This is a genomic window from Mycobacterium sherrisii, assembly GCF_002102355.1.
GTDB lineage: Bacteria > Actinomycetota > Actinomycetes > Mycobacteriales > Mycobacteriaceae > Mycobacterium > Mycobacterium sherrisii.
This window is the reverse complement of record NZ_LQPT01000033.1, coordinates 1-20,933: the sequence shown is the minus strand read 5'-3', so window position 1 is coordinate 20,933 and position 20,933 is coordinate 1. Positions and strand designations below refer to the sequence as shown.

Genomic DNA, 20,933 nt, shown 5'->3' with positions numbered 1-20,933 from the left:
AGGCGAAACCGCTTGGCGGACTTAGCCTTCGGCCGCCTGCTGCGCCTTGGCGTAGGCGAGCTGCAGGAAATCGGCCCCGGCCAGGACCGTGAAGACGCCCGCCACCAGCCGGGTGAACCGAGGCGCGAAGACCAAACCGATGGTGAACGCGGTCGCGACCCACATGTCGAGGCAGAACGGGCACGTCAGCAACTCGCCCAGACTGTGCCGCAGCGGCCCGTCGCGTCGCACCTCTTCGTTGAGTTCGGCCGGACCGCCGGTCCCCGCGTAGCGGGTGAACGGCGCCCGCAGCGGACTCGTCACCGCGTCTTTGGTCAATGTCCGCGAAAGCTTGTGCGTGCCAAGGGTTAGCATCGCGAGGTCTTGCAACCGCCACTGCGATGCCAGGCTGCGTCCGGTGACCGCGGCGAGCACTGTCGCCGCCGTCACGAGCAGGCCGTAGACCCCGAGGACGACCAGGTAGCCCCCCAGCGGTTGCGGCTCGTCGCCGCGGTAGACGTCGGCCTCATGGCGCGCCTCGCCGATCACACGGCCGGGAGCCGCCGACGATTCGTTCATTTTCACACTCCTTCACGGTGGCCACAGGCGTGTCCGGCAGCACGGGTACCCGGCGACGCGCGACCCAATCGGGGCCCGTACGCGATTGGAGTCATGTGCGAGGGGTATCCGTTCGTTCATGGATCAGTCGCAAGCCCCCCTGCTGGATGCGCTGGCCGACTACCACCGCTGCGACCGTTATGGCTTCACCCCGCCCGGCCACCGCCAGGGCCGGGGCGCCGACCCGCGCGTGCTGGCGGTGCTGGGCACCGAACCGTTCCGCGACGACGTGCTCGCGACCAACGGCCTCGACGATCGGAAGAGCCGCGGCAAGTTTCTCGCGCGGGCCGAGGAGCTGATGGCCGACGCCGTGGGCGCCGACACGGCGTTCTTTTCCACTTGCGGCAGTTCGCTGTCGGTCAAGGCCGCGATGATGGCCGTCGCCGGGGACGCCGACGGCGGACTGCTGGTCGCGCGGGACAGCCACAAGTCGATCGTGGCGGGATTGATCTTTTCCGGCGTCCGCCCCCGATGGATCAGCCCCCGGTGGGACAGCGCGCACCACTTCTCCCACCCCCCGTCACCCGAGCAGGTGCAGGCCGCGTGGGAGGCCCACCCCGACGCGGCCGGCGCGCTGATTGTCAGCCCCAGCCCGTATGGCACGTGTGCCGATATCGCCGGCATCGCCGAGGTCTGTCATCGGCGCAACAAGCCACTGATCGTCGACGAGGCGTGGGGCGCGCACCTGCCGTTCCACGAAGACCTGCCGACGTGGGCGATGGATGCGGGCGCGGACGTCTGCGTGGTCAGTGTCCACAAGATGGGTGCCGGCTTCGAGCAGGGTTCGGTATTTCATCTGCAGGGCGACCTCGTCGACCCGACCCGCTTGTCGGCGTGCGCCGACCTACTGATGACGACGAGCCCGAACGTGATGGTCTATGCGGCGCTCGACGGTTGGCGTCGCCAGATGGTCGAACATGGGCACGAACTGCTCGCCGCGGAACTCGCTCTCGCCGGCTACCTGCGCAGCCGCTTGGCCGAGATTCCCGACGTCTTGGTGCTTGAGGACGAGTTGCTCGGCGCCGAGGCGTCGTGCGACCTGGACACCACGCAGGTGTTGATGGACGTCGCAGGCACCGGCACATCGGGATATCAGGCCGCCGACTGGCTGCGTGAACACTGTCGCCTCGACCTCGGGATGAGCGACCACCGCCGGATTCTGGCCACCATGTCGTTTGCCGACGACCGGCAGACGGCGGACCGGCTCCTCACCGCGATGGGCCAATGGCGGCGGGCCGCAACGGATTTCGAACCGCCACCGCCGATTGACCTGCCGGCACCGGAAGAACTGCAGCTCGAGACCGTCTGCTTGCCGCGCGTCGCCTTCTTCGGGCCGACCGAGATGGTGCCCGCCGAGAAGGCCGCCGGACGCATCTCGGCCGAACAGATCACGCCGTATCCACCGGGCATTCCGGCGGTGGTGCCGGGTGAACGTCTCAACGACGCCGTCATCGACTATCTGCGTTCCGGCGTCGACGCGGGCATGACGCTGCCGGATCCGGCGGATTCGACCGCTCGCCAGTTCCGGGTTGTCGCCTGAGCCGCGGGGGTTTAGGCCGGGTCCTGACCGTTGGACTTCACGGCCTTGCGCAAGGCGCGATTGCTGGACCGTAGGTCGGTGTTGGCCGCCGAGAGTTCGGCGTTGTGGTCTTCGAGGTTGAGTATCCGAGCGATGCCGGCCAGGTTCACCCCGGCCTCGACGAGCGTGCTGATGCGCCGCAACCGTGCCAGGTCGTCGGCACTGTAGCGGCGCGTTCCCCCCTCGCTGCGGGCCGGAGTGAGTAAGCCATGGCGCTCATATAGCCGTAGCGACTGCACGGGGACCCCGGACAGTTCGGCGGCAACCGAAATGCCGTAGACGCCACGATCGGGCGGCGGCGCACCGGCGTCGCCAAAGAGATCGGCCATCGAGCACCTCCTCACTCGGTCGTGTAGAAAACTTGTCTACCACACTTGCAGTCATCTCGCGATAGTGCTATATAAAACCTATGCCTCACGGCATAGAAATTCCAGACTCGTAGCAACAGATTGGAGTGAAGAAATGGCTGCAATGCTGATGCGTACCGACCCCTTCCGGGAACTGGACCGTTTCGCTCAGCAGGTGTTGGGGACGGCCGCTCGTCCCGCGGCGATGCCCATGGACGCCTGGCGCCAGGGTGAAGAGTTCGTCGTCGAGTTCGATCTCCCCGGCATCGACGCCAACTCGCTGGACATCGACATCGAGCGCAATGTGGTGACCGTCCGGGCCGAACGCCCGGCCCTCGACCCCAACCGGGAAATGCTGGCCACCGAGCGAGCACGTGGCGTGTTCAGCCGACAACTGGTGCTCGGTGAGAACCTCGATACCGACCGGATCGAGGCTTCCTACACCGAAGGCGTTCTGCGCCTGCGCATTCCGGTGGCGGAGAAGGCCAAGCCGCGCAAGATCGCCATCGACCGCGGCGGCGCCCACCACGTCATCGATGAACAGGTCGGAAACCGTACGGAACAGCGGGAGGTGATCAACGCCTGATGCAGTGACGGATCGGGACGGGCGGCGTGGCATCACCGCCGGCGCCGTCCGTCGCCGGTCCCCGACCTGCGCGCCGACCGTTGTGACAGGATCTGACACGACCTCGGCGTTGAATATCCAGCGCCACTCATACCGCCACTGCGCGAATTCCCGCACCGCACACCGATCCTCTGCGATCGGGAGTGCATACCCGCGGTGGGCGTGGTTGCGTCGGCATCCGAACCCCAGGAGACGAACCCCGCGATGAATTGGGACCTCAACGGTCAATCGGCCGACGTCGAACAGGCCCTCGCCGGTGGTGCACCACAGCGGGCAGGCTGGTTCCGGTTCTACTTCGCCGATCAGCGCTGGGAATGGTCGGAGCAGGTCCAGCAGCTGCACGGGTATGAGCCCGGCACGGTCACGCCGACCACCGAACTGGTGTTGTCCCACAAACACCCCGATGACCGAAGACAAGTCGCGGCCACCATCGACGAGATACTCAACACCCATCAGGCGTTCAGCACCCGCCATCGCGTCATCGACACCGGCGGGCACGTCCACCATGTCGTGGTGGTCGGCGATCAGCTTCGCGACGGCAAGGGCGCGGTGATCGGGACGCACGGGTTTTATGTCGATGTCTCCCCGTTGCAGCAGGAAGGCGAGGACCTCGTCACCGCGAAGCTCGCCGAGATCGCCGAGCAGCGCGCCGTTATCGAGCAGGTCAAGGGGATGCTGATGCTGATTTACGGCATCGGCGAAGCGGCGGCCTTCGAACTACTGAAATGGCTGTCGCAAGAAGCGAACATCAAGTTACGTGTGCTCGCCGAGCAAATCTGCGAGGACTTTCGCACCGAGGGCCCGCACCTGACGTCGCAATCCGATTTCGACCATTTGTTGCTGACCGCGCGACAGCGTGTCGGCCAAGCCGCCGATTCCATGGCCGGTCGAGACAAGTAAAAGCAGTTTGCTGGGCCATCCAAGGTGACAGGCGGAACACGCCGCACGGCGCCTATTTCTTGCTGGGAATGACGATAACGACGATCAGCGTGAGAATGGAGAAGAACAGTCCCAGAATTCCCCAGCCCAGCGGATTGCGGCCTTTCATCGCGGCAATCAGGCCGCAGACGATCGCGGCGATGATGCTGCTATCGCGACGAAGATGCCTTTGATCCCGCGCAGAATGAATCCCGCCGCAAGCGGATCCGCGCTAGCCAGAATCACCGAGTGCAACATGTCCGGTCCTTTCTCCACGAGAAGTCGCCAGGGAATACCCGCGACTTCTCGCTTCGAACCACTATTGCCGTTATCGCACCGGCCGGGGCGTGTTACCGGATTTGCCGACGCCGGCTCAGAGATCGTCGGAGAAATCGGCGCTGAGCCAACGGTCGGGGCGGATGGTGAATAACACGTTCTCGTGTCCTTCCAGGCTCTTGACGAACGCCCGCCCGCCTTCCTCGCCCAGGTAACGGATGGCAATGGCTTCCTGCACGTCCGCCGGAGTCGGCGTGGTCGTTTCCACCACCGTGCCCTCCACGACCACGTACTGATAAGGCAGCTCTTCGCGCTGCGCGACCAGGGTCACCACCCCGGCCCGCTTGATCAGCTTGGCCTTGCGCGATGAGCTACCGGTCGTGATCCGGATGTTTCCGCCCGGAACATAGTCGTACCAAATCGGCACGCTCGCCGGCGGACGGTCACCCTCGGCGGCGACGGACACCACCCCGACATGCAGGTCCGCCAGGAATTGCTGGCTTTCGCTCTCCGTGAAAGATTTCATGTCCGGCCCAACGCGGTCAGGCCGCCGGGCTATTCCCTTGCTGAGTCCATTCCGGGTCCATCCCAGGGCGCCTACGGCGTTGCGACTCAGTTCAGGAACAGCGCGGGGATCTTGACGAGGAGTTGATAGAGGCCGTAGCAGAACGGCACTCCCACCCACACCCAGCTGACGACTCGCAGTGCTGTCATTCCACACCCTCTCCGGAAGTCACGCCGGCGGGTTGCCGCGTGTCGGTTGCCGCGCCAAGGAAGTTCGGCGGCTGTGGGACCCGAATCAGCTCGTTGCAGATCACGCCGATCACCAATAGGCCCAGCATGATCATGAACGACCATCGATAGCGCTCGGGACCGGTCACGTGCGCGGCGATCCGGTTGTCGGCGATCGCATTGACGATGACCGGCCCGAGCACGCCGGCCGTCGACCACGCCGTCAGCAGCCTGCCGTGGATCGCTCCGACCTCGAGGTAACCAAACAGGTCACGCAAATACGCTGGGGCCGTTGAGAATCCAGCGCCGTAGAACGACAGCAGGAGAATGCAGACCACCAGGAACAACGGCTTGCTGGCGTTTTGCGCGACGATCAAGACCAGATAGAGCGCCGCGCCCAAACCCAGGTACAGCCGGTACATGTTCTTTCGTCCGACCGTGTCTGAGGCCGAGCTCCACAAGATCCGTCCCAACGAGTTCGCCAGCGACAGCATGGCGACGAAACCGGCGGCGGCCGCCGTCAGCGCGGCGGGAGATGCCGCGTGGGGGAAGTAATCCCGGTAGATGGGCGCGGCTCGTTCCAGGATGCCGATTCCCGCGGTGACGTTGAAGCACAGCACGACCCACAGCAGCCAGAATTGGGGCGTCTTGATCGCCTCGTTGGCGGTGTGATCCGGGCCGGCGGCGTGCGGAGTCTTCGCGACGACGTTTCGGACGACCGGCGGCTCCCATCCCGGTGCCGGTACCCGAATGAGAACGACGCCCAGGGACATGAACACGGCGTAAACCAATCCCATCACCAAAAATGTCGCGGCCAGGCCGTGCCGGTCGGTGCCGAACCACTTCATCAGCTGCGACGACCAGGGCGAGGCGATCAACGCACCGCCGCCGAAACCCATGATGGCGAAGCCGGTCGCCATGCCCGGCCGGTCGGGGAACCACTTCATCAACGTGGAAACCGGTGATATATAGCCGATCCCAAGCCCGACGCCACCGACGATTCCGTAACCGACGATGATCAGCCACATCTGGCCGAGCTCGGCCGCGGCAGCCGAGATCAACAAGCCGCCGCAAAAGCACGACAGCGCGACGACCATCGCCCAGCGCGGGCCCTTCCGGTCCACCGCGGTGCCGAAGACCGCCGCCGACACGCCGAGCATGACGATGCCCAGGGTGAACGGGATGGCACTCAAAAGCCCGGACGCGTGCAGGGTGTCATGCAAGGGCAGCTTGAAGACGCTCCACGAGTAGACGCTGCCGATCGCCAGGTGGATGGAAAGCGCGGCGGGCGGCACAAGCCATCTGTTCCACCGCGGTCCGGCAATAATTCGACTACGCGACAACACCCCAACAGACGACATCGTCCTCTTTTCGCAGCAGGCTCATGATGCATCGGAACGCCCGCCCGTTGCCTGCCGGTAACCAATTGTTAAGCAAGGCAGTAACATACGGCAGCGAGGTCGCGATGCCTTTCGGCAAGGTCACCTGATGCTAGCGAGGTGACCCAATCGACGACGTCTGCGGACCGTGATGAAAACGACTGTAGTCAAAGATGATCAGTGGGTCGCGCGGCCCACGATGAGCGGGTGGACGATGCGGGGCATGCCGCGCCATACGGCTTCGTCGGCCACGACGTCAAACCCGCAGCCGCGGATCAAGTCCCCGATCGGGCGGTTGCAGCAGCAGCCGCCCGCGAACCCGCGCCAGGCGGCGAACAGCCAATCCTGCCACCGCGCCAGCAGAGCGGATTGCGCGCGCACGTGCTCGATGAACAGCAGCTGACCGCCGGGGCGCAATACCCGCGCGATCTCGCGTAAGGCACGTTCGGGATCGGCGACGGTGCACAAGACCAGTGTCGAGACGAGGGTGTCTACGGAGTCGTCGGGAAGCGGCAGCCGCTCTGCGGACGCATCGATGATGCGCGCCGGCTGGGCGTGCCGCCGCAGCCGGCGGGCGAGCCTGCGGCGCATGGCCGGCTCGGGTTCGGCAAGCACGAGCTGGTCGATGCCGTCGGGATAGCACCCGATGTTGAGTCCCGTTCCGGCACCGATTTCGAGCACGCCGCCCCGCGCGCCGCTGAGCAGAGTGCACCGCCGTTGGCGCATGCCCGCCAGTTCGCCCAGCCAGACGAACGGGTCATACACCACGGCCATCACGCGCAGCCAAGCGCCGGAGGATGGGCGGACTTCCCGTCGAATGCCGGTGTCGGTCATGGCGTGAACGTAACGGTGCCCGGTGTCACCGCGCGTCGCTCAGTGCGGCCATCTTGGGCGGATGGCCCGTTTCGGCCACTTCACAGCAGCCCCAGGCCGGCGGCCTCGGCGACGGCGGCGCCGCGCGAGCTGCGGCCGAGCTTGCGGCGGATGTTGGCCACATGGCGATGCACGGTGTGCGGGCTCAGCACCAATTGCTCGGCGATCTCGCGATCGTGCAGGCCGCGCGCGACGCAGGCGAGGATCTCGCGTTCGCGCACGGTCAGCACGATCTGGTCTTCATCATCCGACTGTGGCGGCTCCTGGGACGCGCCCAGCAGCTCGCGGCAGGCGCGCGCAACGGAATCCACGTCGCCATGCCAGGGGAAGTGGGCATTGCCCGACAGGGAAAGCAGTGCGGCGCCCGGAATCCCGGCAGCGACCTCGCGCCCCAGCCGGTACGGCACCGCGCGGTCGTCGCGACGATGCACAACCAGGGTCGGACAGCCGACCTCGGCAAGCTGCGCGCGGACGTCGAGGCGGTAGACCAGTCCCAGCAACGCGGCCGCGGTTTCGGCGGTTGCCGCTTCTCGCTGCAGCCGCGCAAAACGTTCGTGCTCCACGGATTCGGCGGAACCCAAAAAGATATGGCTGAGCAGACGCGAGCCCAGCCCCCAATGCGCACGCACCGCCGCGACGATCGCATCGCTCACCTCCGGCTCCGTGATCGCCGAGCCGTCGGCATAGGACCCGTACAGCACCAGCCGGTCGACACGTTCGGGATATGTTGCGGCGAAAGCGATTGCGCTACAACTTCCGCAGGAGCCGCCCACCAGCGATGCGCGTTGCAGTCCGAGCTCGTCGAACAGGGCGCCCAGCAGCGCGACCTCGCCGGCCAGCGTCAGGTCCGACTCGTGCACCGCGCGATCCGACATGCCGACGCCGAGCCGGTCGTAGCGGATCAGCGTGTAGCCGCGGGCGACGCTGTCCCAGAAACGCCGGAATCCCGCGCTCTGCCAGTCGAGTTCGAGATGGCTGACCCACCAGGCCGGGGCGACCAGGGCCGGACCGTCGCCGCGCACCTCGTAGGCCACCCGGCCGGAGTCCACGCGCAGGAACCGGATCTCGGAGTTTGCCAGCATCGCACCGAGCGTACGACGCCGCGCGGCCGCACGGAAGATGCGCGCGGGTGTCGGCGCCTACTGGATCTGGATCCCGCCGGGGCCGACGACCGAGTTGCTGCCGCCGGTGTTGCTGATCCGCGGGATTTTGCCGTCCGGGCCATTCATCCAGGTGATGTGGTTGCCGGTGCCGGTGACCCGGATGCTCGCCACGGTTTGCAGGTTGACGGTGTTCGCGATGCCGGTGACGTCGACTTCGCCGCATGATCCGTTCAGGGTCACGGTCGCGTCCTGTCCCACGATCCTGATCGGCGATTGGTTGCCACAGTCATAGGTCACGGTCGCGACGCTGGCGTCGATCTTGGCGGGTGCAATGTCCAACGGAACCGGGGCGCCGAAGCCCGGCACACCGAGGATCGGCATCACCACGGTGACGACGCAACGGATCATGGTGGTCAGGTTAGAGCAGTCCGAGCAGCTGCAAATCGGTGACGTATTTTTCCAGGATTGGTGCGCTGACATGCGGGATGTCGTTATCGGCTCCGATTTTGGCTTCCTGCACCGCGGCGCGGAACCTGGCGGTCGACGCCGACGCGCCGCGGGTCGGCGTTGCCGGGCGCAGATATCGGGGCCCCGCCGACTGCAGTAACGCCAGCACGCTGTGCTGCCGTTGCCGTTCCGGCAGGCGGCGCAGGCCGGCCTCGAATCGCCGCAACCACAGGTCGAAATCGTCGATGCGCTTGATCGGGTGACCCGCCTGGATGAGCCAGTCGACGTAGGTGTCGAGGCCGATGCCGTCGTCGTGCGGGTTCATCACGTGGTAGGTGTGGAACCCGTCGACCGTTTGGGCACCGAGGGCGACGATCGCCTGCGCGACGAATTCTACGGGCAGCCCGTCGTAATGGGCGCGTTGCCGGTTGCCGTTCGCGTCACGCTGATAGAAAGACCCGGGTGCGATGCCGGTGGCCAGCACGCTCAGCACCATCCGGGTGACCAGGTCCGCCACGTTGAGCTGACCGAGGTAACTGGTGTCGGCCAGAATCATGCTGCTGCGAAACACCACAACGGGCAGGGCGCACAGGTCGTGGGCTTCCCGCAACAGCACCTCGCCGGCCCACTTGCTGTTGGCGTAGCCGCTGACCGGTCCGCCGTCGTTGCTGCGCGTCGGGCTGATCACCCGGATGTCGGCATCCTCGGTGAATGCCGATCGTTCAACCGAATCGCCCACGTTGGCCGTGGACACGTACGCGTAGGGTTTGAGCCTGGCGGTCAGCGCCAGCCGGATCAGTTCGGCGGTCCCGGCGACATTGGGCCCGAACAGCTCCGCGTAGGGCAGCACGCCGTTGACCAGCGCGGCCGAATCGACAATCAGGTCAACGGATTCCGCTAGCTGCTGCCAGGTCTGCTCGTCGAGGCCCAGCCGCGTTTTGGCCTTGTCCCCCGCGATGACCCGCAGCCGACCGGCGGCCAGGTCGCGAAAGTGTGCCAATAGCCGCGGATCTCCGCTGTCGAGGACCATTTCCAGGCGACGGTGCGCGTCCGCGTCGGAGCTGGCCCGTACCAGACAGATCAGGGTGCCGCCGATCAACTCCAGCTGCTCGAGCCAGTGCAGCACCAGATAACGGCCGAGGAAGCCGGTCGCCCCGGTCAGCAGCACCGTGCGCACCTCGGGCCCCGGCACCGGCAGCGTGGCGGCCGCCGAAAGAGTCTGCGTGTCAAGGAATTTCTCGAGCGTGAGATCGTCGGCGCGAAGCCGCTCGGGCTGATCGCCGTGCACGGCCGCAAAGCGCGGGTCGATGGCGTGGCGGTCCACCTGTCGGCTCAGGGCACCGACGGACGGCGCGTCGAAGAGCGTGCGGACGCTGAGGCGGGTGTCGAGAGCCGTGTTGAGGGTGGCGATCAGCCGCATCGCCGAGATGCTGTCGCCGCCGAGGTCGAAGAACGAATCGTCGACCCCGACCCGGTCCAGGCCAAGGATCTGGGCGTAGCCGTCGGCCACGATTTTCTCGACGGCGCTACTCGGGGCGCGGTATTCGGTGCCGCGATAGCACGGTGCCGGCAGGGCACGGACGTCGAGCTTGCCGTTCACGGTCAGCGGCAACGTGTCGAGGACCACGACCGCGGCGGGGACCATGTAGGCGGCCAGCCGCCGCGCCAGCGCGGCGCGCGCATCGGCCACGTCCACCGCGTTCTCCCGCCCCTCGGTGACGTAGCCCACCAGGCGCTTGTCGCCGGGGCGGTCTTCCCGCACGATCACGACGGCTTGTTCGACACCGTCCAAATCGCTTAGTGCCGCCTGGATTTCACCCAGCTCGATGCGGTACCCGCGAATCTTCACCTGCTCGTCGGCGCGTCCCAGGTACTGCAGCTGACCGTCGGCGCCCCACCGGACGAGATCGCCGGTGCGATACATGCGTTGGCCCGCCGAGCCCGCCCCGCCGAACGGGCACGCCACGAACCGCGACGCCGTCAAGCCGGGCCGGTGCAGATAGCCGGCGGCCAGTCCCCGCCCGGCCACGTACAACTCGCCCACCATGCCCGGCGGCACCGGACGCAACCAGCCGTCCAGGACGAACATGGCCGCACCCGGCACCGGCGCACCGATCGGCGGTGTCCCCGACTGCGGGGTTAACGGTGCACTGACCGTCACGCACAGTGTGGTCTCGGTGGGCCCGTAGGCGTTGGTCATGATCCGTCCCGGCGCCCAACGATCGACCAGTTCGGCCGAACACGCCTCGGCGGCCACGACCAGTGCCGTGTCCGGCAGGCCTGCGGGCGTCAGGGTCGACAGCGCCGACGGGGTTTGATGCAAGACGGTGACGTGCTCGTCAATCAGCAAGGCCTGGAAGGCATCTGGCGTGGCGGCCACCGACTCGGGCACCACCACCAGGCAAGATCCGTGCAGTAGCGCGCCCCAGATCTCTTCGATGGAGGCGTCGAAAGCGTAGGAATACCATTGCGACCAAACCTCGCCGGGTCCCGACGGCAGACCCACATGCAGGGACTCCAGCAGCTGGGTCACGTTGTGGTGGGTCGTCGCCACCCCCTTCGGCACACCCGTCGTGCCCGAGGTGTACACGATGTGGGCGATGTCGTCGGGTTGCGGCGACGGTAACCCGGTGCGCGGCCGCGCTTTTATCGCGGGATCGTCGACGTCGACGATACGCAGCCGGTGTCCGGTGAACCGGTCGGCCAGCCGCGTCGGCGTCACCGCCGCGATCGGCTCCGCGTCGGCGAGCATGAACTCGATGCGCGTGTCGGGCACCGCGGGATCGATGGGCAGATACGCGGCGCCCGCCTTGAGCACCGCCAGGATCGCCACGATCGCCTCGGCCGAACGTGCAAACAGCACCGCCAGACAGGCGCCGGGACCCGCGCCCAGCGCGATCAGGTGGTGCGCCAGCTGGTTGGCGTGCTCGTCCAATTCGCGATACGTCAGCGACCGGCCGGCACAGCGCAGCGCCGGCGCGTCGGGGGTGCGGGCCACCTGCGCGGCGAACAGCTCCGGGATCGACGTGCCCGCCACCGCCTTCGTCAGCACCGGGAGGTTGCCGAGGACGTCCAGCCGGGCATGTTCATCGGTGTCGAGAAGGTCCACCGCCGACAGCCGTCCCGACGGTGCTTGCACCATGGCCTGCAACACCCGTTGCAACCTATCGGCGAGGCGCGCAACGCTTTCGGCGTCGAACAGTTCCGCGTCGTATTCGATACGTAGCCCCAGTTCCGGCCCCGGGGCGACTTGCAGGGTCAGCGGGTAGTGGGTGGATTCGCGACTGGTGAACTCGGTGATGGCCAATGCGCCGAGTCCCGTCGAGACCGCGGAGTCGATCGGGTAGTTCTCGTAGACGAACAGGGTGTCGAAAAGCTGATCGTGGCCGGCGATCCGGTGAATGTCGCTGAGCGCCAGATGGTGGTGTTCCAGGGTGCGCTGATGGCCGTCGTGCAGCTGGTGGAGCAGGTCGGCGGTGGTGATCAGGGCGCCCGCGCGGGCCCGCACCGGGATTGTGTTGATCGTCAGACCGACCAGCGACTCCGCCCCGGCGACCTCGGTGGGACGCCCGGATACGGTGGCGCCGAAAGCGACGTCGTGCCGGCCGGTCAGCCAGATCAACAGCTGGGCCCAGCCGGCCTGCAGCACGATGTTCAGCGTGGTGCGGTGTGCGCGGGCAAGCTGGGTCAGCGCGCGGGTAGTCGGCTCGGGTAACCGGATCGCCGTCAGACCGCGCGGCCCAAGTTCACCCACCCGATGCGATCCGACCAGGGTGGGGGTGTCGAAGCCGGCGAGCACGTCCCGCCATGCCGCCCGGGCGGCGTCGAGATCTCGATCGGCAAGCCAGGCAACGAATCTGCGATACGGCACCGGGGCGGGCAGCCGCTGCCCGTCGTAGCTCGCGAAGATCTCGCGCAGCAGGATGGGCAGTGACCATCCGTCAAGGACAATGTGGTGGTTGGTGAGCACGAGGCGGTGCTGCCCGGCTGCGGTGCGCAGCAGCGCCGCCCGAAAGACCGGCGGGTTGGCCAGGTCGCACACCGCGGCGCGTTCCTCGGCGCACACCCGTTGTATCCGCTCGTCGGCGTCGGCGGCGCCGCCGAGGTCGATCGATCGCCACGCCGGCGCCGGGTCGGCGGGGATGATCTGCACCGGCGGGTCGAACTGCGGGCAGAACCGCGCCGCCAGGTTGGGATGGCGGTCGACGACCGCGTATACCGCGTCGCGGAGCCGAATCTCATCGAGCGGGCCGGTCAGTCCGATGACCAGTTGAGGCGCGTACGGGCCGACACCGCTGCGCGCAGCGATGGTGGCGTGAAACAGCAAGCCCTGCTGCAGTGGGGTCAACGGCAACACGTCGGCGATACGGTGGTGCCGCGCGAGTTCGTCGATCTGTGGTTGGGTGAGCCGAGCGGGCAACAGATCCGACGGAGTAAACCCGCCGCCACCGCCGCGCACATGGGCGCAGATGCCGGTCAGGGCGTCAAACCACAACTGGCCCAACCGGTTTGCCTGGTCACCATTCATAACCGAGGGTGCCCAAGTCCAGTTGGCATGCAGGCGCGGGCCGGCCTCGCCGTCCAGGGCGGCCGCGTCGAGGACCACGGCATGGCTCAGCGGCATCGGCACCGAAGCCGTTGTGGCACTGACCGATAACGTGTCAGGGCTGGGCCGCCACAGCTGGGCGGCCAGGTCCGACGCGACGCCCAGCCGGCCCAGGTAGTTGAATGCAATGGCCGGGTCCGGCTGATCCAGTTCCACCTCGGCGTTGAGGTATCGCAACAGCCCGTAGGTCAGTCCGTCGGGCAGCGCGCGCAACTGTTCCTTCGCGGCTTTCAGCACCGCCCCGAGGGCCGCGCCGCCCGCAGCGATCTCGGACCAGTCCAGCTCGTCGAGGGTCAATGCCACCGGGTGCTTAACGGTGAACCAGCCCACCGTGCGCGACAGGTCCACCCGAACGTCGGCCAGCTCCTGGCGGCCGTGTCCTTCCACGTCAATGACGACCGGCGCGCCGGCGCCGCCCAAAAATTCCGCGACCGCCAACCCGAACGCGATCAGCAGAATGTCTTGCACGCCGGCGTGCAACGCCGACGGCACGTCGCCGAGCAGCAGGCGGGTGGTCTCGGCATCCAGCGTCAGCGACAGTCGTCCCGCCCCGGCATAAGTATCGGCATAAGTATCGGTGCCGGGTCGCAGCGCCGGCGGTGCCGGCGCGGTGGCCGTGATTTCTCGCCACGTCTGGGCATGTTTCGCGATGTCGGGTCGCCGCGCGTGCTCAGCGAGCAGCGCCGACCATCGGGCGAATGAGGTGCCGCCCCCGGGCAGTGCGACCGGCTGCCCACCCCTGTGTTGCGCCCAGGCAATGTTGAGGTCTTCCAACAGGATTCGCCACGAGACACCGTCGACGGCCAAGTGGTGGATGATCAGCACCAGCTGAGCGGTCGAGGTCGCCCACAGCGCGCTCACCATGACTCCGGCGCCGGGGTTCAGCCAGGACCGCGCCCGGGTGAGCGCGTCGTCCGATAGCGCCTCGACGATCTGCAACTGATCCGTCGCCCGCGCCGAGCCGGGGTCGGGCACGTGCAGCGACCAGTCCCCGGCGCCGTCGTCGTCCACGCAGAGGCGCAGCATCGGATGCCGGTCCAGGATGGCCTGCAGGACGACGACGACGTCGGAATCGGTGACTCCGGGAGGTGCGTCGATGACCAGCGTCTGGTTGAACTCGTCGATCGGGCCGTCCACGCCGTGCAGCCAGCGCACGATCGGCGTCGCGATCACCGGGCCTACGCCGTCGTCGGCCGGGTCGGCGTTTCCCGTGACGATCGTGGCCACCCGGGCCAGGCCGGCGACGGTCTGTTCGACGAAGATATCCCGCGGCCGGCACAGCACTCCCGCCGCCCGGGCCCGCGCCACGATCCGCATCGACAAGATGCTGTCGCCGCCCAGATCGAAGAAAGAGTCGTCGACGCCGACGCGGTCCAGGCCGAGCACTTCGGCATAGATGGCGGACAGAATCTCCTCGACGGCGGTGGACGGCGCGCGGTATTGCGTGTCCCGGTACTCCGGTGCCGGCAAGGCGCGGGTGTCGAGCTTGCCATTAACCGTCAGTGGCAGCGCGTCGAGGGTCACGATGGCGGCGGGCACCATATAGGCCGGCAGGCGCTTGGCCAAGTGTGCGCGCGCGGCAGCGATGTCGACGCGGCCCGCAATCAACTCGGTGACGTAGCCGATCAGCTTCTTGTCACCGGGGCGGTCTTCCCGCACGATGACCACGGCTTGATCTACCCCGCCCAAACCGGCTAGGGCGGAACGGATTTCACCGATTTCGATGCGGTATCCGCGGATCTTGACCTGCTCGTCGGCACGCCCGATGTAGCGCAGCTGTCCGCCGGGGCCCCACGCCACCAGGTCCCCGGTCCGGTACATGCGCTGGCCCGCATCGCCGAACGGGCAGGCCACGAACCGCGATGAGGTCAGGCCCGCGCGGCGGACGTACCCGAGTCCGACCCCGAGTCCGGCCACGTACAGCTCGCCGACCACGCCCGGCGGCACCGGCCGCAACCGCCCGTCCAGGACGAACAGCGCCGCCCCCGGTATCGGCGCCCCGATCGGAACCTCTCCGGCGCCGGGCCGCAGCGGCACGCTGACCGTCACGCACAGGGTGGTCTCGGTCGGCCCGTAGGCGTTGGTCATCACCCGGCCCGGCGCCCACCGGTCCACCAGCTCCACCGCGCACGGCTCGGCCGCGACCACCACGGCCGTCGAGTCCAGACCGTCCGGCGTCAGCGCCGATACGGCCGACGGGGTTTGATGCAGCACGGTGACGCGTTCGTCAATCAGCAAGGCCTGGAACTCTGCTGGCGATGCGGCCACCGCTTCCGGCACGATCAACAGCCGGCTGCCGTGCAGCAGCGCACCCCAGATCTCTTCGACCGAGGCGTCGAAGGCGTAGGAATACCACTGCGACCACACCTGGCCGGGCCCCGACGGCAGGCCCGGATGCAATGGTTGCAGCAGCTGGGTGACGTTGTGGTGGGTGGTCGCCACGCCCTTTGGCACCCCCGTGGTGCCCGAGGTGTACACGATGTGCGCGACGTCATCGGGTGCGGGCATCGGCAGAGCGGTCCCCGGCTGGCTGTGCAGCGCGGGGTCGGCGACATCCACGACGGGCACCCCGCGGCCTGCCAGCCGCCCGGCAAGGTCGATGGTGGTCAGCGCGGCGATCGGTCGAGCGTCGGTGAGCATGAACTCGATGCGCGAGTCGGGCACCGCGGAGTCGATAGGCAGATACGCCGCACCCGATTTCAGCACGGCGCAGATGGCCACGATTGCATGCGCCGAACGGGGAAACAGCGTCGCCACGCACTGGCCGGGACCCGCGCCGAGCCCAACCAGCCGGTGGGCCAACCGGTTTGCTTGCTCGTCGAGCTCCGCGTAGGTCAGCGACCGGCCCGCGCAGCTGACTGCCACGGCGTCGGGAGTGCGCAGCACCTGCGCGGCGAACAATTCCGGAATGGACGCACCCGCAACCGGGCGGCTCAGCACCGCCCGGTTGCCCAACCCGTCCAATCGCGCCCGCTCGGCGTCGTCGAGCAACGGCACCGTGCCCACCACCACGGACGGGTCCGCCACCAACAGATTCTCGAACAGCGCCTCCAAACGCCGTATGTGCCCGGCGATCTCGTCGGCGGGGTACCGGTCCGGATTCCAGGAGAAGTGCACGCGCGGGGCCCCGTCGCCCAATTGTGGATAGATGTTGACCGCGACGTCCTGGATGGGAAAGTTGCTCAGGACGTGACAGGCGGATTGGGATGGACCGAAATGCAAGGGCGCCGCGAAGTCGAGCACGTTGACCACCGGGCCGAACTCGAGATTCATGTCGGAAGGGGTTCCGTCGCCGATGATCTCCGGAAAGCCGCGGTACTGCTGATGGCGCAGTGCGCCGACGACCGCCCTGCCGACCCGGTCGGTGAGCGCGCCGATGGAGTCGTGCTCGGCGACGTCGATGATCAGCGGCACCATGTTGGACACCATCCCGGCACACTTCTTCAGCGCCGCGGTGGTGCGGGCCGACACCGGAAGCGAGAGCGAAATGGTTTGCCGTCCGGTGGTTTTCGCGAGAAAGACGGCCATCGTGGCGATGACCTGCGCGACGTCGAAGTGGCGTTGGCCGTCCCGGCTGGCTGGACAGGCGAGTTCGCGGACCTGGGGGTGGCGCGGGGCCACCGGTCGTTGCCTGCCCGACAGATCGGCGATGTCGGGAGACCCGGTCAGGACGGATTTCCAGTATTGCGCGTCGGCGTGGCTGCGGGGCGACTGTCGATATTTCTCGTCGGCGGCCCGGATCACGTCGAATTCCGAGAAATCGACGACACCGGCGGAACGTGGCCCCTCGGAGTAGGCGTCCGCGACGTGACGCAGGAAGTTGTAGGCGCCGTAGCCGTCCAACAGGACGTGATGTGCCCGCACGTAGAAGTAGCACAAATCGTCGGTGACGCGCAGCAGCGCGAAATGGGTGAGCCGGTCGGTGAGCAAATCGACCGGCCGGCGGTAGTCGTCGTGCATCCACGCCCGGCCCGCGGCCGCCGGGTCGGACTCCGCGCGCAGATCCACACAGTGCAGGGCGTGCGGGATCGCATGGTCGAGCATGAAAACCGGTTCACCCCGGTCGAGGGCGAGTCGCGCGCACGGCGACCCAAATCGCGTCGCGGCCGATTCACAAGCGGCCATGAGCTTTTCGGCGTCGACATGATGGTCGATCTCGACGTAGCCGGCGAAGTTGTACGGGACGTCGGGCTGCAGTTCTTGCGCGACCCACATCGAGCGCTGCGCGGGGGTCAACGGTCCCAACATGTCCGGTTGCGTACCGTAGTCGAGCATTTATTGCGGTCTTCCTGTTCGCGACGGTGCTTGTCCTGTCCCGCAAGCGTTTTCGGTCTGCGGCCGCACTACGGGTGACTGTCCAGGTAGCCTCCGCGCCGAAAGTATTTCTCCCCGCTGCACTCGACGCCTTCCGCGCAACGCAGCCGCGTGATCACCAAGCCGCGATTGTGGCCCCGGCGTGGCGCGGAACCGCACACCACCACGCCGCCCTCCTCCTGCACCATCACCCGGCCCGGCGTACCGCCGTAGCGGGCGTCGGAAACGTGAGCCTCCAGCACCTCGATCCGCTCGCCCCGGTAAAAGCTGAACGCGCGGGGATACGGATCGGACAGCGCCCGCACGAACCGCTCGAGGTCCTCGGCGGGCCAGCTCCAGTCGATCAAACTGTCGCGCGCCGAACGCTTGTGGAAATACGTCCGCTCCGCCTTGTTCTGCGGCCGAAAGGCAGCGTGGCCGGACTCTAGCGCCCGTAACGCCTCGTCGAGTGCACCCGGGATCAGCTCCATGCCTCGCAGTACCAGCTCGGTTCCGGTGTCGGCGGGTCCGATCGGCAATGACCGCTGCACGAGGATGTCGCCGGTGTCCAGGCCGTCGTCCATGCGGTGCACGGTCAGCCCGAACTCGGACTCGCCGCTGATCAGCGCCCACAGCACCGGGGAGAAGCCGGTGAATTTGGGCAGCAGCGAATCGTGGAGATTCAGGGTGCAGTACCGCGGCAGGTCGTAGAGCTCGGGCGGCATCCGGTGATACCAGCTGTTGACGACGATGACGTCGGGCTCGTAGCCGGCGACCAAATCGATCGTCTCGGGGTCGGCCTGCGTGGCCACGTGCAGCGGGATGCCGTGGCTGCGGGCGAGTTCGTCGACGGGTGCCGACCAGATGGCCTTGTACGACTCGCTGCTGACGGGGTGGGTTACGGCGAGCACGACGTGGTGCTCGAGGTTGATCAACGCCTGCAGAGTCTTGTAGCCCCAGGTCTGAAACCCAAAGAACACGATGCGCATTACGCAGAACCCGCTAACTGTTGGCCGGCTCGACGCACCCCACTGTGCGTCGCCCACAGGAGCCGAAGCTTACCTTAGGCTGGCCTAAGTTTGCGCACCGGGCAAAGCCGGGCTCAGTTCTCCCCCCCGGGTGGGGGCACGACCAGCCTGCGCGGCAGGAAGGCCGCGGGGATGATCGTGCCCACGGCCATCGCCGCGGCCACCGCAAACACCGTCGCGTAGGCGTGCGCGAGCTCGGGCTGCGCGACCCCCTCGCCGTGCCCCGCCAACTGATTGGTCAACAGCGTCGCCAGCAACGCCGCTCCGATGGCCCCGCCCAACTGGTCGGTGATGCCGAGCAGAGTCGTGCCCCGGGCGATCTGATGCGTCGCCAACGACTGCATGCATCCCGCGGACAAGGGTGTCGCGGCGCAACCGATGCCCAGGCCCATGACCAGCAGCCCGGCCAGCAGCGTGGGCGTGTAGTCCGCGCGCCGGGCAACGCCGAGGGTGAAGATCCCCAGACCGGCTGCCATCAGCGGAAATCCGACCAGCACCAGCCGGCCGGGTCCGAATTTGTCCATCACCGCCCCGGCGATGGGCGTGGTCACCACGACGCCGACGCCCATCGCGATCAGGTGCAGCCCGGACGACATCGGCGTCTGGTGCAGCCCCGCCTGGAAATAGCTCGGCACCAACAACAAGACGCCGACGTAGGTGGCGGCGAACAGCAAGAGCGTCGCGTTGGACAAGGTAACCACCCGGTTCCGGAACAGCCGCAGATCCACCAGGGGGTGGTCGGTGCGCCGCCAGGCATGCACGACGAAGGTGGTGATCAAGACCAGACCGAGGGCCAGTGGTAGCACCACGTGAGCATCGGTGACCCCGCGCTGCTCCGGAATGGCCGACACCCCGGCCAGCAGGACGGCGAAGCCGGGTGACAGCAGGAGCATGCCGAGCACGTCGAGGGCCTCTGCCGGCGCCGGACGGTCTTGGGGGAACATGGCCGCCGCCAGCACCAGGGTGATCAGCCCGATGGGCAGGTTGATCAAGAAGATCCATTTCCATCCGTAGGTCCCGATCAACCAGCCGCCGAGAATGGGTCCTCCGATCGGGCCCAGCAGGAACGGTACGGCGCCCACCGCGACCAGCCGGCCGAGCCGTTTGGGGCCCGCCTCTTTGGTCGCGATCACGAAGCTCAGGGGCGACAAGATGCCGCCACCGGCGCCCTGCAGCACGCGAAATACGATCAACGACAAGATGTTTGGTGCGACCGCGCAGAGCAGCGAGGCCAGTGTGAACAGGGCGACCGCGCCGATGAACAGGCGTTTGGTGCCGAACCGGTCTGCGGCCCACCCGGTTACCGGGACGACGGCCGCGAACGCGAGCAGGTAGCCCGCAATCGTCCAGGAGACGACGGCCGGGGTGGAGCCGAATTCGGCTGCGAAGGTGCGCTGTGCGACGGCCACCGCCGTGGAGTCCAAAAACCCCATCAGGGCGGCCAGACCGCACACTGCGCCGATGCGCAGCAGCCTGGCATCAAGCTTGTCGGGTAGCTTTTCGGGGTGGTCGGCCCCGGCGACGGCCGGTGCCCCGACGGTTGCGGGCGGCGTTTCGTTCATGGCGCTGCGAGCTTATCGGCTAATGCGCCGCGCTCAAGACGCTCACCTCGGCGCCGCCGAACGATACCCGCAGACCGCTCCGGCCCGGCCCCCTCGTCGTCGGGCTATGTGCGCTGCCCCGAAGGCTTTTCGGACCCCTCGGAAGCTTTCGAGGCGTCCGACTCGTCGGAGTCGCCGGAGTCGCCGGTCCCGCCGGAATCCCCGGACCCTTCGAGCTTGTCGGCGAATTTCCTCAGCAGCCCGGCCAGTCCGCGAGCCTCGTCCACGGCGAGCGAATCGTCGAACAACTGCTCGTCGCTGTCGGAGATGCGCTCCAGGTAGATCGCATTGTTCTTGATGCTGACGTCCCACCGTTCGCCCTCGTGACCAGCCATTGCGAACCCGCCTTCCGCCTCGCGATCTGTTCGAATTGACGCCCCCGCGCGCTATCGGCTTGGTTACCCACTTTGGCGGGCCTGGCCGCGCCGAATGTGTGTGCGTTAGCGTCGTCGTCAGTGTCAGGGTGGGGTTGCCGCTTGTTGCGGTGGTTGGATCCTGATCACCTGGTGTCTGGCTCGTAGCGTCGTTG

At 67.3% G+C, this 20,933-nt stretch carries 15 protein-coding genes; 3 read left to right on the top strand and 12 right to left on the bottom strand.

Annotated features, from left to right (window positions below; genetic code table 11):
- Positions 1 to 21: 21 nt before the first annotated feature.
- Positions 22 to 558, bottom strand: a complete 537-nt coding sequence (locus tag AWC25_RS06210; RefSeq protein ID WP_069400255.1) for a DUF1360 domain-containing protein — start codon at positions 556 to 558, stop codon at positions 22 to 24.
- A gap of 118 nt (positions 559 to 676) precedes the next feature.
- On the opposite strand from AWC25_RS06210, the gene AWC25_RS06205 reads away from it, so the two are divergent.
- Positions 677 to 2,137 carry an aminotransferase class I/II-fold pyridoxal phosphate-dependent enzyme gene (locus AWC25_RS06205; protein ID WP_069400256.1) on the top strand — a complete coding sequence of 487 codons (1,461 nt, stop codon included), beginning with the start codon at positions 677 to 679 and terminating at the stop codon, positions 2,135 to 2,137.
- 11 nt (positions 2,138 to 2,148) lie between these two features.
- Here AWC25_RS06205 and AWC25_RS06200 read toward each other — a convergent pair whose 3' ends face one another.
- Entirely contained in the window at positions 2,149 to 2,505 is a 357-nt protein-coding gene (locus AWC25_RS06200) for a MerR family transcriptional regulator (protein ID WP_069400257.1), read from the bottom strand.
- A 142-nt stretch (positions 2,506 to 2,647) separates the two neighbouring features.
- Here AWC25_RS06200 and AWC25_RS06195 point away from each other — a divergent pair, with 142 nt between their 5' ends.
- Together AWC25_RS06195 and AWC25_RS06190 are read left to right on the top strand one after the other, a co-directional pair.
- Positions 2,648 to 3,109 carry an Hsp20/alpha crystallin family protein gene (locus AWC25_RS06195; RefSeq protein WP_069400258.1) on the top strand — a complete coding sequence of 154 codons (462 nt, stop codon included), beginning with the start codon at positions 2,648 to 2,650 and terminating at the stop codon, positions 3,107 to 3,109.
- A 243-nt stretch (positions 3,110 to 3,352) separates the two neighbouring features.
- Positions 3,353 to 4,048: a PAS and ANTAR domain-containing protein gene (locus AWC25_RS06190; RefSeq protein WP_069400290.1), complete on the top strand. Its 696-nt coding sequence runs from the start codon at positions 3,353 to 3,355 to the stop codon at positions 4,046 to 4,048.
- A 391-nt stretch (positions 4,049 to 4,439) separates the two neighbouring features.
- On the opposite strand, the gene AWC25_RS06180 is transcribed toward AWC25_RS06190, so the two are convergent.
- The 10 genes from AWC25_RS06180 to AWC25_RS06140 all read right to left on the bottom strand — a co-directional run bounded on the left by AWC25_RS06180 (position 4,440) and on the right by AWC25_RS06140 (position 20,739).
- Positions 4,440 to 4,868, bottom strand: coding sequence for a pyridoxamine 5'-phosphate oxidase family protein (locus AWC25_RS06180; protein WP_069400259.1), 429 nt, complete (start codon positions 4,866 to 4,868; stop codon positions 4,440 to 4,442).
- An 86-nt stretch (positions 4,869 to 4,954) separates the two neighbouring features.
- The gene (locus AWC25_RS27805; protein ID WP_415858659.1) at positions 4,955 to 5,056 is read right to left on the bottom strand and encodes an MFS transporter small subunit; all 102 of its coding nucleotides are present in this window, start codon (positions 5,054 to 5,056) and stop codon (positions 4,955 to 4,957) included.
- Positions 5,053 to 6,369: an OFA family MFS transporter gene (locus AWC25_RS06175; protein WP_425320227.1), complete on the bottom strand. Its 1,317-nt coding sequence runs from the start codon at positions 6,367 to 6,369 to the stop codon at positions 5,053 to 5,055. Before AWC25_RS06175 ends, AWC25_RS27805 begins: the two co-directional genes overlap by 4 nt.
- A gap of 261 nt (positions 6,370 to 6,630) precedes the next feature.
- Positions 6,631 to 7,287 carry a class I SAM-dependent methyltransferase gene (locus tag AWC25_RS06170; protein ID WP_085166495.1) on the bottom strand — a complete coding sequence of 219 codons (657 nt, stop codon included), beginning with the start codon at positions 7,285 to 7,287 and terminating at the stop codon, positions 6,631 to 6,633.
- An 80-nt stretch (positions 7,288 to 7,367) separates the two neighbouring features.
- Positions 7,368 to 8,408, bottom strand: a complete 1,041-nt coding sequence (locus AWC25_RS06165) for an alpha/beta fold hydrolase (protein WP_069400262.1) — start codon at positions 8,406 to 8,408, stop codon at positions 7,368 to 7,370.
- Positions 8,409 to 8,465: 57 nt separating this feature from the next.
- Positions 8,466 to 8,837, bottom strand: a complete 372-nt coding sequence (locus AWC25_RS06160; protein ID WP_158089731.1) for a DUF3060 domain-containing protein — start codon at positions 8,835 to 8,837, stop codon at positions 8,466 to 8,468.
- Positions 8,838 to 8,847: 10 nt separating this feature from the next.
- Positions 8,848 to 17,757, bottom strand: a complete 8,910-nt coding sequence (locus AWC25_RS06155; protein ID WP_142278713.1) for a non-ribosomal peptide synthetase — start codon at positions 17,755 to 17,757, stop codon at positions 8,848 to 8,850.
- 68 nt (positions 17,758 to 17,825) lie between these two features.
- Positions 17,826 to 18,764 (bottom strand): methionyl-tRNA formyltransferase, encoded by a 939-nt coding sequence (locus AWC25_RS06150; protein ID WP_069400264.1) that lies wholly within the window; start codon positions 18,762 to 18,764, stop codon positions 17,826 to 17,828.
- Between the two features lie 113 nt (positions 18,765 to 18,877).
- Positions 18,878 to 20,365 carry a DHA2 family efflux MFS transporter permease subunit gene (locus AWC25_RS06145; RefSeq protein ID WP_069400265.1) on the bottom strand — a complete coding sequence of 496 codons (1,488 nt, stop codon included), beginning with the start codon at positions 20,363 to 20,365 and terminating at the stop codon, positions 18,878 to 18,880.
- A 104-nt stretch (positions 20,366 to 20,469) separates the two neighbouring features.
- Positions 20,470 to 20,739, bottom strand: a complete 270-nt coding sequence (locus AWC25_RS06140) for a hypothetical protein (protein WP_069400266.1) — start codon at positions 20,737 to 20,739, stop codon at positions 20,470 to 20,472.
- Positions 20,740 to 20,933: the final 194 nt, after the last annotated feature.

Bases quoted from the DNA above. Each gene is read 5' to 3' on its own strand.
- AWC25_RS27805 (WP_415858659.1), bottom strand. From the start codon at position 5,056: ATGACAGCACTGCGAGTCGTCAGCTGGGTGTGGGTGGGAGTGCCGTTC.
- AWC25_RS06155 (WP_142278713.1), bottom strand. From the start codon at position 17,757: ATGCTCGACTACGGTACGCAACCGGACATGTTGGGACCGTTGACCCCC.
- AWC25_RS06195 (WP_069400258.1), top strand. From the start codon at position 2,648: ATGCTGATGCGTACCGACCCCTTCCGGGAACTGGACCGTTTCGCTCAG.
- AWC25_RS06210 (WP_069400255.1), bottom strand. From the start codon at position 558: ATGAACGAATCGTCGGCGGCTCCCGGCCGTGTGATCGGCGAGGCGCGC.
- AWC25_RS06165 (WP_069400262.1), bottom strand. From the start codon at position 8,408: ATGCTGGCAAACTCCGAGATCCGGTTCCTGCGCGTGGACTCCGGCCGG.
- AWC25_RS06160 (WP_158089731.1), bottom strand. From the start codon at position 8,837: ATGATCCGTTGCGTCGTCACCGTGGTGATGCCGATCCTCGGTGTGCCG.
- AWC25_RS06140 (WP_069400266.1), bottom strand. From the start codon at position 20,739: ATGGCTGGTCACGAGGGCGAACGGTGGGACGTCAGCATCAAGAACAAT.
- AWC25_RS06190 (WP_069400290.1), top strand. From the start codon at position 3,353: ATGAATTGGGACCTCAACGGTCAATCGGCCGACGTCGAACAGGCCCTC.
- AWC25_RS06170 (WP_085166495.1), bottom strand. From the start codon at position 7,287: ATGACCGACACCGGCATTCGACGGGAAGTCCGCCCATCCTCCGGCGCT.
- AWC25_RS06205 (WP_069400256.1), top strand. From the start codon at position 677: ATGGATCAGTCGCAAGCCCCCCTGCTGGATGCGCTGGCCGACTACCAC.
- AWC25_RS06200 (WP_069400257.1), bottom strand. From the start codon at position 2,505: ATGGCCGATCTCTTTGGCGACGCCGGTGCGCCGCCGCCCGATCGTGGC.
- AWC25_RS06180 (WP_069400259.1), bottom strand. From the start codon at position 4,868: ATGAAATCTTTCACGGAGAGCGAAAGCCAGCAATTCCTGGCGGACCTG.
- AWC25_RS06150 (WP_069400264.1), bottom strand. From the start codon at position 18,764: ATGCGCATCGTGTTCTTTGGGTTTCAGACCTGGGGCTACAAGACTCTG.
- AWC25_RS06145 (WP_069400265.1), bottom strand. From the start codon at position 20,365: ATGAACGAAACGCCGCCCGCAACCGTCGGGGCACCGGCCGTCGCCGGG.